This window comes from uncultured Collinsella sp., assembly GCF_959026545.1.
Taxonomy (GTDB): domain Bacteria; phylum Actinomycetota; class Coriobacteriia; order Coriobacteriales; family Coriobacteriaceae; genus Collinsella.
The window spans coordinates 1-13,629 of the sequence record NZ_CAUFLV010000014.1 but is presented as its reverse complement, the minus strand read 5'-3'; the positions used below and the strand labels follow the sequence as shown (position 1 = coordinate 13,629).

Genomic DNA, 13,629 nt, shown 5'->3' with positions numbered 1-13,629 from the left:
ACACGAGTTTTGGAATAAAAATTTGGCGAACCAAAAGAATGGTTCGCCAAAAGAAAAGTTTGGTAGCCCGTACCGGATTCGAACCGGTGATCTCCGCCTTGAGAGGGCGGCGTCCTGAACCGCTAGACGAACGGGCCGTTATGTAGAGGAGCTTACGAGTGCCCCGAGAACTCATGGTAGCCCGTACCGGATTCGAACCGGTGATCTCCGCCTTGAGAGGGCGGCGTCCTGAACCGCTAGACGAACGGGCCAAAAGCGAGAAGCAAGCAGCGCATATGGCTGGGATGGAGGGAGTCGAACCCCCATTGACGGAACCAGAATCCGCTGTCCTGCCATTAGACGACATCCCAAGGTGATGCGCGTCACGCCTCAGCGCGAGGAAATACTATACGGAATCGTCTCTCTTCGCGCAAGCCCCAAACGCAAAGTTTTTTGAGTTTGTGGACGTATTACGAACGCAGCAGCTCAGAATACGACCTTGTGGCTATCCGGCGAACGAGCGCGGGGTGATGCGAGACGAAAATCAAGCCGAACCTCATCTGAACTTGCAGATGCAGGATCTGACGCCACAGCTCCGCCTGCGTCACCAGATCGAGCATCGCCGTCGATTCGTCGCATATCAAAATCGCCGGGCGCGTCATGAAAGCGCGCACAAGGCAGAACCTCATGAGTTCCCCACCAGAGAGCTCATGAGGCAGACGGTCGAGCCAGCCCCTGTGAATTCCAAAGCGCTCAAGAAGCTCTTGCGTCCGCGGAGCATCGAAATCACCCGCCTCGGCAAGTGATGCCTCCATGCGCATACGGGGATCGAAGGCCTTCTCGGGATGCTGGGAGATGAGCTGCACGCGCCGCGGCGAACGCCCCCTCTCCCCTGCAGATGCCCCCTCGACACGCACCGATCCAGCTGAGGGCTCCATATACCCCGCAAGCACGCGGCAGAGGGTCGTTTTCCCTGCGCCAGATGCCCCCAGAAGCGCCACGCGCTCGTTGGCGCGAACCGTAAGCTCAACGTCGGCAAAGAGCGGCTCCTTCGCAGCGTATGCGAAGGAGAGACCGTGAGCCTCCAGAAGCACCGGCTCTGCCGCATCGGGGCTCCCAGGTGGCAACGAAGCCCCCACGGCGTCATCCGGGTCACCAACTCCCCCACCTACCCCATGGAGGGCAATGAGCTCGCGACACAAGGCCTGCGAAAACGGATCCTCGAGCAAATGCGGGTTGGCGAAGCAGCGGGCCGCAGTCTCCTCAACCACGCGCCCATCCTTGAACACCGCAATGCGGTCCGCAACACGCACCGCCAGCTCAAGATCGTGCGTGATGAGGATGACGCCCGCACCGGTATCGGCAAATGCCCGAAGATCATCGACAGCCCGTACGGAAAGTTCGACGTCAAGTCCAGGCGTGGGTTCATCGGCAATCAAAAGGCGCGGCTCCTCCATAAGGGCGCACATGAGCAGTACGCGACGCGCCATGCCGCCCGAGAGCTCATGGGGATACATTTGCTCGACCTCGGGTGCCAGGCCATACAGCTCGAACAGTTCCCGCTGACGAACCTCGCGGCGGCGACGGTCGCGCAGCCGCTCCGCACGCGTCACGCCCCGCGGAGCGCCCTGAACCTGCCTGCCCACCCGCATGAGCGGGTCGAGATGCGACACACTCTGAGGAACAAGGCTTACACCGCTGCCCCTCAAACGTGCAAGCGAGCAGGCATCCATTTGCTCGCCATCGAACCAGATGTCACCCGAGACCGTGGAATTTGGCTCATAGAGCCCCAGCAGTGCGTCAGCGAGGACGGTTTTTCCCGAACCACTTGCGCCCACGACCGCCACCATCTCCCCCTCGTGAACGGAAAGCGTGAGACCATGAAGGACTTCGCCCCTCGAACGCTTGGGAAAAATGCGCCGCGGACGGGACGCGGACCCCGAGTTGCCAGCGCGAGGCTCATCACGTGAATCGAGCGGCTCATCGCAAGCGGCGGCGTACCGGTCAAATGAAACCGTTAGCCCCTCGACCGTGAGAAGATGGTGGTTGCCCGGATGATGAGATGACGGTGCGTGCGTATGGTTGTGGTGCCGCTCGGCGTCGGCATGGCGCTCCCCATGCTCTCCTGTGCCACACGGCGAATTCCCGCCCTCCCGGCAAGCGGAGCGACGCAAGCACGGAGCGGCAGATTGGTCGGCCATCTCTTCCCCTTACTCCTGCGACGTGCGCGCATCGACGAGGCGTCTCAAGCTCGAACCGAGCGCATCGAACAAGGCGATACAGGCAACCAGCGCCGCACCCGGCAAGACCGCAAGCCACCAAGCGCCAGCCGTGAGATATCCCATCGACTCGGACAAGATCACGCCAATGGCGGGCTGGTCGGGCGAGAGGCCAAATCCCAAAAACGTGATAGATGCCTCATGCAAGATCGCATGAGGAAACGCCAAAACCGCCCCAACAATGAGCTGCGGGGCAATCGCCGGAATGAGGTGACGCACGACCACGCGCGGCCAAGAGACGCCCAGGGCAGCACTCGCCTCAAGATACGGTTCACGCTTTGCCTGCAGCAACTCCGCCCGCAGCAATCGGGTCAAACTCGGCCAATGCGTGAGCGCGACGCCAATCGTCACGCCCCAAAACCCACGTCCGAGCGCATAACTTATGAGCAACAACAGCACGATATGCGGAACGCCCATTACGAGGTCCGTGAGCCATGAGACGGCCGCATCGGCCGCTCGCCCCCCAAAGGCGGCGAGTACGGCCAGGACAAGCGAGATACAGGTCGTGACGACCGAGGCCAACAGCCCGACGAACAGGGACGTTGACAAGCCTGCGAGGGTACGCAGCAGCATGTCCCTGCCCATCTGATCCGTCCCAAAGGGATGCGCGTATGACGGAGGCAGCATTTTAGACGCGAAGTCGGTGACGGAGGCTCGGGCGGCCACCACTCCCCCCGCAATGGCGACGACGAGTAGCACGGAGATGCACAGCGTGCACGCAGCCACAAGGCGCACGCGATTGTCCATTGCACGTGATGCGGGACGATGGAACACGGTCGGACCGTCGCGACGGGAGCTCCCCGAGCCCTCCGTGCGCAAGGTATCAGTGGGCGGCATGGGGCTTCCCCTCTCGCATGCGCGGATCGACAAAGGCATACAGCACGTTCGCAATCGCATTGCCCGCGAATACAAATGCGGCGCTACCAAGCGCGATACCCACGAGCAAGGGCGCGTCACCGCCCAAACCCGCCGTCACCGCCGCCTGACCCAACCCAGGATAGGAAAACACCTGTTCGACCAATACCGAGCCTCCAAAAATCTCTCCAACAGAGGCGAACTGAAGCGTCAAGGCGGGCAGAATCAAATTGCGAAAACCATGGCGCAGCAAAACGTCGCGACCCGATTCACCGCGAGCACGCGCAAAGCGAACGTAATCGCTCTCCAGCACGTCAACGACCTTTTCACGCGTATGGAGGGCGATGCTGGGAAGTCCGGTGACCGAGAGGGTGAGCACCGGTAGGGCCACATGACGCACACGCTCGAACAGGGAGATGTCCGAAACGCTTGCGCCAATGGGTGCCGAGAAACCAATGGGAAACCATCCGAGGGCGACGGAAAAGACCATAAGCGCGACGATTCCCACCCAAAAAGCGGGCGTGGACGAGAGCGCGATGCACGCTCCGCGGACCACTCGATCAACCGGGCCGTCACGATGCGCGCCCGCCGCAATGCCGAGGGTCACGCCAAGGACACCCGACAGCAACCATGCGCTCACCATGAGCACGAACGAACTTGCGAAACGCTCCCCTACCACGTGGATGACCGGCGCGTTATACCGAAGACTCGTGCCCCAATCACCCACGACCACGCCTTGAGCCCACAGGACATACCGCTCCCAAAACGGCGCGCCCGACCCCCAGTGCGCGGCGAGCTGGGCCCGCTTGGCGGCGCTCATGCCCAAGAGCGCCTGCTGTCCCACGTTCGCCTGAACCGGATCGATGGGAGAAGCCGCCACGAGCGCGAACGTGACGAAGCTGACGGCAATCATCAGCGCGCAGAACCTCAGCACCTCGCGCAAAGCGAACCGCCCCGCAAGGCCCACATCCAGATGCCTCACGTTATGCCCAGCTCCACGTGTCCACGTTGTTCACCAGCGACCAGCCGTGCCCATGGGGGTGCGGCTTTTGATGGGCGACATCCAGCCCCTCGCGCTTGAAATACAGGTGGTCGACGTTGGCGATCCATGCCCACGTCGCGGCGCCCTTGGGTGCCACGCCCTCAGTTCCGTCCCACATCGCCTTTTTCCAGAACTCATACGACGCCTCGACATCCGTCTGCGCGAGCGCTTGGTCGAGGTACGCATCGACAGTCTCGTTCTCATAGCAGCTGTAATTGCCCCAGCCCGTGGAATAATGCAGTTCATAGACCTCAACCGGCGAGTTCGAGCCCCAGCCCCACAGGATGGGCTGGCTAAATTGCCGAGGATAGATCTCGTCCCAGCTCCCGCCTCGAGGCGTCACCTCAAGGCCGAGTTCGCTCATCTGATTGGCGAATTCATTCGCCAGCGCCTGGCGCACGGAGTCGTCGGACGAATACCATATGTCGAAGGCGGCGCGCACGCCATCACGGCTCCGAACACCATCCTCGCCGCGGAGCCAACCCGCCTCCTCGAGCAGACGGTTGGCCTGCTCGCGATCGAAATCGACCTGCATGTCGTCGCTCGACCACGGCATGCCGTCGCCGACCGAATACGCAACCTTGCCGTACCCGTCTAGCACCTGCTCGATCATGGACTCACGGTCTATACCGCAGTTGATGGCACGACGGATCGCAAGGTCGCAGGTCACGTCATTGCCCATCTCATACGCAATGTCGCCCTCGAGCACCTTGGTCTGGCCGGAAGGCACCGTCGGAAGCGAGACACCACGCGAGTCGACCGTCTCGTACGCCACAAGCTCATATCCATCAAAGGACTGATGGGCATGCGTGGCGTACGTATAGGCGATGTCGACCTCGCCCTTCTGCACCGCGGCGAGCGCGGCATCCTCATCCATGAACACCACGACCACGCGCTCCATAGTCGGCGTCGTACCGTAGTAATCGGGATTGGAGGCGAACACGACCTGCTGCCCCTTGTCCCAACGCTCCAAGACATACCGGCCCGATCCAATGGGCTGCGCACCGTACCCCTCGCCATATGCGTGCTCCGGCACGATACCGAGAACGGCAAGCGTGTACAGCAGGGCATTATACGGTTTGTTGAGGTGAAGCTCGACAACCGTATCGCTCACGGCGACGGCGGTGTCGACCATGGAAAGATCTGCCTCCGAGGCCGAGCTTTGGATAACGCCGTTGACCGTAAAGGCGACGTCGCGAGCGGTAAGAGGCTCGCCGTCCGTAAACAAGACATCGTCGCGAATGGTGAACGTCCAAACAAGGCCATCGTCCGAGCACAGGTACTCGGTAGCCAAATCGCTCACGATGTTGAGCTGTTCATCGGTTGTCACGAGCGTCGACTGAATAAGCGGCTCATGCACGTGCTCGCCGCAGCCCCACGAGACGAGCGGATCGAATCCCGCGGCAGGCTCGCTCGTCGCGTTCATGGCGACGACGACCTGCGAGTGCCCACTGGAATCGGTGGACGGGCCGCTCCCCGTAGTCTCATCGGACGATGAGCACCCCGCGAGCACGCACGCCACGGCAAAGGCCGTTCCAGCGGCGGAACCGGCGAGAAGCCCCCTACGGCTGCATACCGGACATCGTCCATCAGCAAACTCGGGACGGGCAGGGGGCGTAATCAAAGCGCGGTGGGTCACGATAGCTCCTCAATAGTGTTACGCATATGTATATTCGTAATACTGGCAAGTGCCATGATACCACTGATGGATTGTCCTCGAGAGAAAAGATGGAGAGGCGCCTCGCCGCCTCGCAGACCCGAGGTGCCACCTCAACCCGCCGCCCGATCGACTCGACCGCCACGACCCGGCCCAGCAAATCCCGCTACAGACCGAGAAATTCGAGGAGCGCGGCCTTGTCGTTGGCAACGGTCCCGACGATCGTTGCCTCCAAGGCGCGCTTGAGCGCCGCCCCGACGTGCGGCCCAGGCGTCATGCCGCGCGCGATGAGGTCCCCGCCCGTCAAAGCGAGCGTCTTGATGCTAAATGCCTCGTGATTCGCCATGAGCTCGCGGCACATCTCGCGCATGCGCTCAATCTCGTCCACGTAGTAAAAGCAACTCGGGGCCTTGCCGAGGGTATCGGCGCGTTTGAGGTCGAACAGCTCGCCCATAAGACGAGCGGTGTCGACCCCCGGTGCCGAGAAGCGTTGCATCATGCGCAGCAAGTCAACGCGTTGCGGCCTGAGCGGCTGATCATGATACCGGATGAGAAGGGTCGCGTCGCGAATCAAATCGTTGCCACATGAGAGGCGCCGCATAATCGTCTTTGCCATGACCTCGCCACGCTCCGGGTGGCCGTAAAAGTGTCCACGCCCCCGGTCGTCAAGGGTAAACGTCTGGGGCTTGGCGATGTCGTGCAGCAGAGCCGCCCACATGAGCGACGCTGAGACGGGGGTATTGGGGTCCCCGCCGTCAATGCGAAAACTCGACAACTCCCCTGCAACCGTGAGAACGCGCGCAACGTGCTCGTACACATCGAAGGCATGGTATTTGGTGTGCTGGTCAAATCCGCGCGCTACGGCGAGCTCGGGAATCGCCGCACACATGACCTCGGGATACCGCACAAGGGCGTCACCCCCGCGGCGAGTAACGAGAATCCCCTCGAGCTCAATACCCACACGTTCACGTGCCACCTGGTCGAGCAACGGAGCACAAGACGCCAGTGCCATCGCCGTGGCAGCATCCATGGAGAAGTCAAGGCGGCAGGCAAAGCGCACGGCACGCAGCATACGCAACGCATCTTCCTCGAAACGACGACGGGGCTCCCCCACCGCGCGAATCTGCCTACGCTCTAAATCACCACGACCGTCATAGCGGTCGAGCAGCCCTCGCTCGGGATGCCATGCCATCGCATTGACGGTAAAGTCCCTGCGCGCCAGGTCGTCTTCAACGCAGGAGGCTCGTTGCACATCCTCGGGGTGACGGCCATCCGTATAGAATCCGTCCAAACGGTATGCCGTGACCTCAATGCGCTCTCCGCCGACGACGGCAGTGATGCCCCCGAATTTGATGCCCGACTCGATTACTGAGATCCCCGCGCCTCGCAGAGCCGCCGCGCTCTCCCCCCACGAACCGCTGCAACAGATGTCGATATCGTGACCGGACGTGCCCATAAGCGCGTCGCGAACCCAACCTCCAACAATCCACGCCTCGAGACCGGAAGCCTCGAGCGTGCGCAAGACCATGACCGCGGCATCGCTCGGCACCGCGCTGTTAAGGGCGCTCCCCGCAAAAGACATGTCCGTGGAATGCTGCATGGTCCTCCTTGCTCCTGCGCCCCAGTATACCAAGCATAAGACCCCATTATCCTCAATCTAATGGTGCAATTGGGGGCGTACCCCAATTGCACCAGTTGAACCAAAAGGGCGCCACCGGCGAGAGGCCGACGGCGCCCAAAAGAGGCAAGATCAAGGTCGAGAATTACTTGCGCTCGAGCTTGCGAACAGTGACGCGCTTGGAGTACTCGTCAACGCGGCCGAAGTCACCCAGACCAACGCTCTCGGCGACGTTGGCGCCGGTGGCCATGGCGAGCTTCATGGCCTCCTCGACATTGTCGCGATCCTTGTACCACTTGAGCAGGAAGGCGGCGAGGGTGCAGTCGCCGGCGCAGACGGAGGACACGAGCTTGATGTTGAACTCGCGCTTGGCGTACCAGATGTCCTCGCCGTTGGAGAAGTAGGCGTCGCCGCGGCTACCGCGGGTGAGCAGCACGTTCTGGACGCCGGCCTCATGGGCGAGCTTCATGGCGACGCGGACCTCGTCGTCGGTGTTCACCGGAACGCCGAAGATCTCACGCATCTCGTGATGGTTCGGCTTGATGAGCAACGGCTTCTTGGAGGCAAGCGTCTTGAGCTTGTCGGAGGAGAGGTCGAGGACCACGTCGGCGCCGCGCTCCTGGGCATGCTCCATGACCTGATCGAGGAAGTCCTTGGAGGCGCGGGGCGGAACGGAACCGGAGACGATCAGGCAGTCCATGCCGGTGCTGGTGTCGAGGATGTCGTAGAGCTCCTGCTCGTACTGAGGGGTAAGCGGGGCACCGGGGTTGAGGACGCCGTACTCGTGCTCGCCGTCGTTGATATAGGCGCAGATGCGCGTCACGCCGTCAATCCAGACCGGACGGCACAGGCAGCCGAGGTTCATGGTCTCCTCGACGATGAACTTGCCGGTGAAGCCGCCAAAGAAACCGAGGGCGACGGAGTCGACGCCGAACTTCTTGAGGGCGAACGACACGTCGAGACCCTTGCCGTTGGCGGTATAGCTGGCGGAGTTCGCACGAACGTTCTCATCGGGAACGAGCGCGGGGCCGGCGACCGTCATGTCAACGGCGGGATTGGCAGTCAGAGTGTAAAACATACAGCCTCCTAATCAGACGCACTGACCTCCATAGCGTAGCGCAAATGAAAGCAGAACATCGGCCACATAGGTGATAAATCGATTTATCGGCAAATATACGATGGCCGGCTGCAGCCCGTACCGCGGTGGTGGAGCGTGCAGCCGGCAAATTTGCTCGCGTTTAGCGAGCGGCGGCCTCGAGCAGCGCCTTGACTTCCTCAGCAGTTGAGCAGGCAAGCGCCTTCTCGGCAAGCTCATCGCACTCTGCCTTGGACCACTGGGAGATGGTCTTGCGGGCGCGAAGGATGGACGGCGCGGACATGGAGAACTCCTCCAGACCGAAGGAGATCAACAGCGGCTCGAGCAGCGGATCGGCCGCAGCCTCACCGCACATGCCCACCATGATGCCGGCATTGACGCCGTTCTCAATGATGTTCTTGATGGAACGGAGCACGGCCGGGTAGTACACCTGATAGAGGTTGGAGATGTGGTCGTTACCACGGTCGGCGCACATGGTGTAGCCGATGAGGTCGTTGGTGCCGATGGAGAAGAAGTCGGCCTCCTCGGCGAGCTTGTCGGCGATGAGGGAGGCGGCAGGAGTCTCCATCATGACGCCGACCTCGATGTTCTCGTCATACTTGAGACCCTCGGCCTCAAGCTCGTGCTTGCACTCCTCGACGAGCGCCTTGACGGCACGGACCTCCTCAACGCAGGTGACGAGCGGGATCATGATCTTGACGTCGCCGAAGGCACCGGCGCGCAGCAGGGCGCGGAGCTGGACCTTGTACTGGTCGACGTACTCAAGGCAGTAACGCACAGCGCGGAAGCCCATGAAGGGATTCTCCTCCGGCTCCATGGCGAGGTAAGGAATCGCCTTGTCGCCGCCCACGTCAAGCGTGCGGATGATGACCGGGGCGCCCTTCATGGCAGAGGCGACCTTGCGATAGGCCTGGAACTGCTCCTCCTCGGAAGGAAGCTCGGTGGCGTCCATGAACAGGAACTCGGAGCGGAACAGGCCGATGGCCTCGGCATCGTGCTCGAGCGCGTTGGGAACGTCGTTGGGGCTGCCGATATTGCAGGCGAGGATCTTCTTGATGCCGTCGGCGGTGACGGTCTCCTGGCCGCGGAAGGCCTCGAGGGCCGCCTTCTCCTCGGCGAACGCCTGGGCCTTGGCCTGGTAGTCGGCGAGGACGTCACCTTCGGGCTCGGCGATGACAACGCCCTTGGAGCCGTCGACGATGGCGGTCATGCCGTTGCGCAACGCGGAGCAGCTGTTGGCAACGGAGAGCACCGCGGGGATCTCCAGGGCGCGGGCGATGATGGCGGAGTGGGAGGTGCGGCCACCGGTCTCGGTGACGATGCCGGCGACGTGCTCCTTGTCGATGGTGGCCGTCATAGACGGAGTCAGGTCGTGCACGACCACGACGGTGTTCTCGGGGAGAACGGAGAGGTCGACGACCTCGACGCCGAGCAGCTCGGCGAGGATGCCGGTGCGGATGTCGGCGATGTCGGCGGCGCGCAGGCGGAACATCTCGTCGTCCATGGACAGGAACATGTTCTCGAACATGGTGCTAGCGTCGACGAGGGCCTGCTCGGCGCAGGCGCCGCCGTCGATGGCACCGTTGATGGCGTCGGTCATGCCGGGGTCCTGGGCAAGGATGATGTGGCCGGCCATGATCTCGGCCTCGTTCTCGCCCACCGCGACCTTCATGTGATCGGCCTGGGCCTGGGTCTTCTCACAGAAGACGGCCAGCGCGGCCTGGTAGCGCTCCTTCTCGGCGGCAGTGTCGGCGACCTCGTGGGGCTCGAAGGTGAGGTCGGGATCGACGGCGACCATAACCTTGCCGATACCGATGCCCTCCGAGGCGTTAACTCCCTGATACATTACGTTTCCTCTCTCCCGTTTCCCTCCCGTGCGCGAGGGAAACAAAAAGCAGGCGCCCACGAGTTCGCGGACACCTGCAATTACACCTATATGATTAGATGTCTGTCATCAAAGACAATGCTCGCGGGCGCGAACTACTCGCCGAGACCGCTCTTGATGAGCTCGATGGCGGCAGCGAGGGCCTCCTTCTCGTCAGCACCGTCGCACTTGACCTCGACCTCGGTGCCACAAGGGATGCCGGCAGCCATGAGGGCCATCGGGGACTTACCGTTGACCTCCTTGTCGGGGGCGACAACGGTGACATCGGAGGCGAACTTGCCCATGGTGGAGGCGAAGAGGCCGGCAGGACGCATGTGGAGACCCTGGGGGTTGACGAGGGTAGCCTTCTCAGAAACCATAACCTGACTCCTTTGAGTGATGCTCGCGCGGCATGACTATCCACGCGGCACAAAAACACGACTCGCTCATTGTATACCCTTTACGGAAGTTTGGGGAGTAGGTTTGGAATGAAACGATTTATCGTGAGGCGGAATGGTCGGGGCTTGACCTCAGAGCGCAAAATGCCCGGATGCCGTGACGGCATCCGGGCATTGGATGTAAGGGTGCGCCATGGGGGATTCGCGTCCGCCTACGGCGTCCGCAGCTCCGGGCGCTACGCGCCCTCGCACGCTCGCTGGAAAACGCTCACGCGTTTTCTCAGTCTCGCGACCCTAATGGGTTCGAATCCCCCGCACATACCCGATAAAAGCCCGGATGCCGTGATGGCATCCGGGCATTGGATGTAAGGGTGCGCCATGGGGGATTCGAACCCTCGACCATCGGATTAGAAGTCCGGTGCTCTATCCAGCTGAGCTAATGGCGCGTCATATGAACCGCATCGCGGCAGGGATGATTATAAACGAATGAGGCCTACTCGCGATACTTCGTGAGTGTTGGGGTGCTCATGAAGGTGAGTTCAGCAGCTCCAGGCGCAGTTGTCACCTCATAGGTGCATACGATTGACTCGCCTGCGCGCAAGTTGGGTCGAGAGGCATGAAAAACCTGCAGACCCTCATGCTCAGCCTCTACAAACTCTGCTCCATTCGACGCCTCAAGAGTCGAGATGGAACCCCCAGAAGGAGCATAGATGTACAGTTCGGGGTAAAGATTGTCTCGATCGAAGCCGTCTAAATAGCCCGAAATATAGTCCCCTGCGGTCTCGATAATATCGGACGTAGCGGTATTCGCAAAGGTCGTTTGCACGTGATATGTACGTGATCCATCGGCATTATCGCTCGAGGAGAGCACCTGATTGTCGATATCGATGTACCAGCCCATCTTCGAGCCAATCCACAACGAGAAATACGTGCCCACTGCAGGCTCTGAAGCATCGGTCAGCACTGAGCCCGAGCAATCGAGAGCGCTCAGTGCATCCTGCTCGGTCTCATCGGAGAGCCAGAACATGACAGAGCGATTGTCGACGCCCTTGGCCATAAGCTCTGCAAACTGCATGAGGGTACCGGAGTTGAGGCCCGAGAAAAACTTCTCGAATGCAAGGTCGGCAGCCTGGGCAAACAGCGCATCCGTTAGGTCGCCATTACCAGATGCGGAGGTCTCCTTAGACAGATAATTCCAGTACAGGTCGTGCTGGAGAACCTTTGTGGCATTCGAACCGTCGACAACCGTTCCGTCTTCAAGGGTGATGGAGCCCGCAATGGCAAGCAAATCTTGAACTACGGCAGGAGTCACGGAGATAACACCATCTAGCTGAACGCCGGTCTTCTCTTCATATGCAGCAGCCCAAATCGCCGCAACGCGCGGAAAATCGGGATCCATACCCGCATCGCGCGCAACGTCCATAAAACCACCGAACAATGCACGCTCGGCATCGGTGATGCCCATGGAGGCGGGAGTGGCCTCCTCCATAACGTCATACACCTTGGAAAACTCGTCGAGCTCGATCTTGCCGTCCTGAATGCGCAGGGTTCCCATTGATCCGGGAAAACCGCCCGAAGCACGCATCTCGGCGGAATTTTGAGCAACAATTAAGTACGTTCGATTACCTTCGGCTCCCAGAACGGGCGCAGCAAGCGGGGAGAAATCCGCAGCCCCCTGAACAAGCGCGTTAACTTCAGAAAGCTTTTGGCGAGCCGGACCCATAATCTCCTCCAGCTGCGGCAACGCGAACTGCGGAAGAGACTCGACGGTCTCAGCGCATTCCGCGAGTGACGGAGCGGCGTCCCCCACCGCCTCGAACAGCTGGGTTGCTGCTGCCACGTTAATTGTCTTATCAGATGAAATGAGTTCCGCAGGAGGATTCGCCTCGAGAGCATCGAGCACGGGCACAAGAGCATCGGTGGCGACCTTGTCCAAGGAGCCGACGAGCGTGCGGGCAGATGTAATATCTTGGCCATAGACCGGCATGAGAGAGACCGCCGTCCAAAGCGGAGAATCAAGGCCGTCAGTCATTTCTCTTGTAAGGTCGGCGAGGCTTTGAGCCGCTTGGGAGGCGGAAGAAAAATCTTGCGCCTTAACCGAATCGGTAATGGCAGAAATTGCGGACATCGCGCCCGAGGCCTTTGCTTTGAGATTCTTGGCAGAGAAAAACGCGGACACGCCCACACCGGATATTGCGACGATCAGAACAAGGATTGCACCCAACAGAACAAAAGTAGCCTTCTTGCGATCCTTGCGCCGAGGGCCCTGAGCATGAGAGGAAGAGGACAGACCATAGACCGGCTTATAAGAAGAATCATAAGCATCGTGGACGCTGCTGGGAACATAAGGATTCCGAGGCTGAAGTGGCTCCGGATGCCGCTCTTCTTCCGTCTTAAAATGACGGCCTCGTGATTGGTTATCCACATCAGACATGCTGGACTATCCTCCTCAATGTCAGTCGCATTCGACTCTGTATTTTAGCCGAAGCCTTAAGCTGCCATCCTGACCCCGCAAAACTCTACTAAACTAACCACAGTGAACCATCGCACTGCCAAGCACCGGAGTGACACATGCCAAATCAAACGCCCGACATTTCCATCGTGGTCCCTTGCTACAACGAAGAAGCCAGCCTCCCCTTGTTTTTAAACGAACTGGCCCAAGTTGTCCGTAGCATGAGAGCCGCCAAGCCACTGGAATTTGAAGTAGTGCTCGTGGACGATGGCTCGAGCGACAGTACTCTTGCCATCATGAAGGAGCAGGCAAACGTCTGCTGCAATGATTATTGTATTAGGCTCTGTCACAACAGTTAGTTGATATATATGCACTGAGCTGGGTACAAG

General features: G+C 60.6%; 10 protein-coding genes and 4 tRNA genes. 1 reads left to right on the top strand and 13 read right to left on the bottom strand.

Annotated features, from left to right (window positions below):
* Positions 1-60 precede the first annotated feature (60 nt).
* From Q5Q88_RS07140 to Q5Q88_RS07080, 13 genes are all read right to left on the bottom strand, one after another.
* Positions 61-137 (bottom strand) — tRNA-Glu (locus Q5Q88_RS07140).
* Between the two features lie 37 nt (positions 138-174).
* Positions 175-251 (bottom strand) — tRNA-Glu (locus Q5Q88_RS07135).
* Positions 252-276: 25 nt separating this feature from the next.
* Positions 277-350 (bottom strand) — tRNA-Gln (locus Q5Q88_RS07130).
* 99 nt (positions 351-449) lie between these two features.
* Complete coding sequence (locus Q5Q88_RS07125) at positions 450-2,180, bottom strand: ABC transporter ATP-binding protein (protein ID WP_302742566.1); 1,731 nt, start codon at positions 2,178-2,180, stop codon at positions 450-452.
* A gap of 9 nt (positions 2,181-2,189) precedes the next feature.
* Positions 2,190-3,095, bottom strand: coding sequence for an ABC transporter permease (locus tag Q5Q88_RS07120; protein ID WP_302742564.1), 906 nt, complete (start codon positions 3,093-3,095; stop codon positions 2,190-2,192).
* Complete coding sequence (locus Q5Q88_RS07115) at positions 3,082-4,095, bottom strand: ABC transporter permease (protein ID WP_302742562.1); 1,014 nt, start codon at positions 4,093-4,095, stop codon at positions 3,082-3,084. Before Q5Q88_RS07115 ends, Q5Q88_RS07120 begins: the two co-directional genes overlap by 14 nt.
* Position 4,096: 1 nt before the next feature.
* Positions 4,097-5,794 (bottom strand): ABC transporter substrate-binding protein, encoded by a 1,698-nt coding sequence (locus Q5Q88_RS07110; RefSeq protein WP_233546171.1) that lies wholly within the window; start codon positions 5,792-5,794, stop codon positions 4,097-4,099.
* A gap of 184 nt (positions 5,795-5,978) precedes the next feature.
* On the bottom strand, positions 5,979-7,412 hold the full coding sequence (locus tag Q5Q88_RS07105; RefSeq protein ID WP_302742560.1) for a CCA tRNA nucleotidyltransferase: 1,434 nt from the start codon (positions 7,410-7,412) through the stop codon (positions 5,979-5,981).
* A 163-nt stretch (positions 7,413-7,575) separates the two neighbouring features.
* Positions 7,576-8,508: a 1-phosphofructokinase family hexose kinase gene (locus tag Q5Q88_RS07100; protein WP_118653771.1), complete on the bottom strand. Its 933-nt coding sequence runs from the start codon at positions 8,506-8,508 to the stop codon at positions 7,576-7,578.
* Between the two features lie 160 nt (positions 8,509-8,668).
* Complete coding sequence (gene ptsP, locus Q5Q88_RS07095) at positions 8,669-10,372, bottom strand: phosphoenolpyruvate--protein phosphotransferase (protein ID WP_294123485.1); 1,704 nt, start codon at positions 10,370-10,372, stop codon at positions 8,669-8,671.
* A 134-nt stretch (positions 10,373-10,506) separates the two neighbouring features.
* The gene (locus tag Q5Q88_RS07090) at positions 10,507-10,770 is read right to left on the bottom strand and encodes an HPr family phosphocarrier protein (RefSeq protein ID WP_118653769.1); all 264 of its coding nucleotides are present in this window, start codon (positions 10,768-10,770) and stop codon (positions 10,507-10,509) included.
* A gap of 390 nt (positions 10,771-11,160) precedes the next feature.
* Positions 11,161-11,234, bottom strand: a tRNA-Arg gene (locus Q5Q88_RS07085).
* A gap of 47 nt (positions 11,235-11,281) precedes the next feature.
* Entirely contained in the window at positions 11,282-12,916 is a 1,635-nt protein-coding gene (locus tag Q5Q88_RS07080) for a DUF4012 domain-containing protein (protein ID WP_302742556.1), read from the bottom strand.
* Between the two features lie 443 nt (positions 12,917-13,359).
* Between Q5Q88_RS07080 and Q5Q88_RS07075 the strand changes: the two genes are divergently transcribed.
* On the top strand, positions 13,360-13,599 hold the full coding sequence (locus tag Q5Q88_RS07075) for a glycosyltransferase (RefSeq protein ID WP_302742554.1): 240 nt from the start codon (positions 13,360-13,362) through the stop codon (positions 13,597-13,599).
* The last annotated feature ends 30 nt before the right edge of the window (positions 13,600-13,629 follow it).

Excerpts from the sequence above, each read along its gene's own strand:
- Q5Q88_RS07090 (WP_118653769.1), bottom strand. The coding sequence starts at position 10,770 with ATGGTTTCTGAGAAGGCTACCCTCGTCAACCCCCAGGGTCTCCACATG.
- Q5Q88_RS07100 (WP_118653771.1), bottom strand. The coding sequence starts at position 8,508 with ATGTTTTACACTCTGACTGCCAATCCCGCCGTTGACATGACGGTCGCC.
- Q5Q88_RS07075 (WP_302742554.1), top strand. The coding sequence starts at position 13,360 with ATGCCAAATCAAACGCCCGACATTTCCATCGTGGTCCCTTGCTACAAC.
- Q5Q88_RS07125 (WP_302742566.1), bottom strand. The coding sequence starts at position 2,180 with ATGGCCGACCAATCTGCCGCTCCGTGCTTGCGTCGCTCCGCTTGCCGG.
- Q5Q88_RS07080 (WP_302742556.1), bottom strand. The coding sequence starts at position 12,916 with ATGTCCGCAATTTCTGCCATTACCGATTCGGTTAAGGCGCAAGATTTT.
- ptsP (WP_294123485.1), bottom strand. The coding sequence starts at position 10,372 with ATGTATCAGGGAGTTAACGCCTCGGAGGGCATCGGTATCGGCAAGGTT.
- Q5Q88_RS07120 (WP_302742564.1), bottom strand. The coding sequence starts at position 3,095 with ATGCCGCCCACTGATACCTTGCGCACGGAGGGCTCGGGGAGCTCCCGT.
- Q5Q88_RS07105 (WP_302742560.1), bottom strand. The coding sequence starts at position 7,412 with ATGCAGCATTCCACGGACATGTCTTTTGCGGGGAGCGCCCTTAACAGC.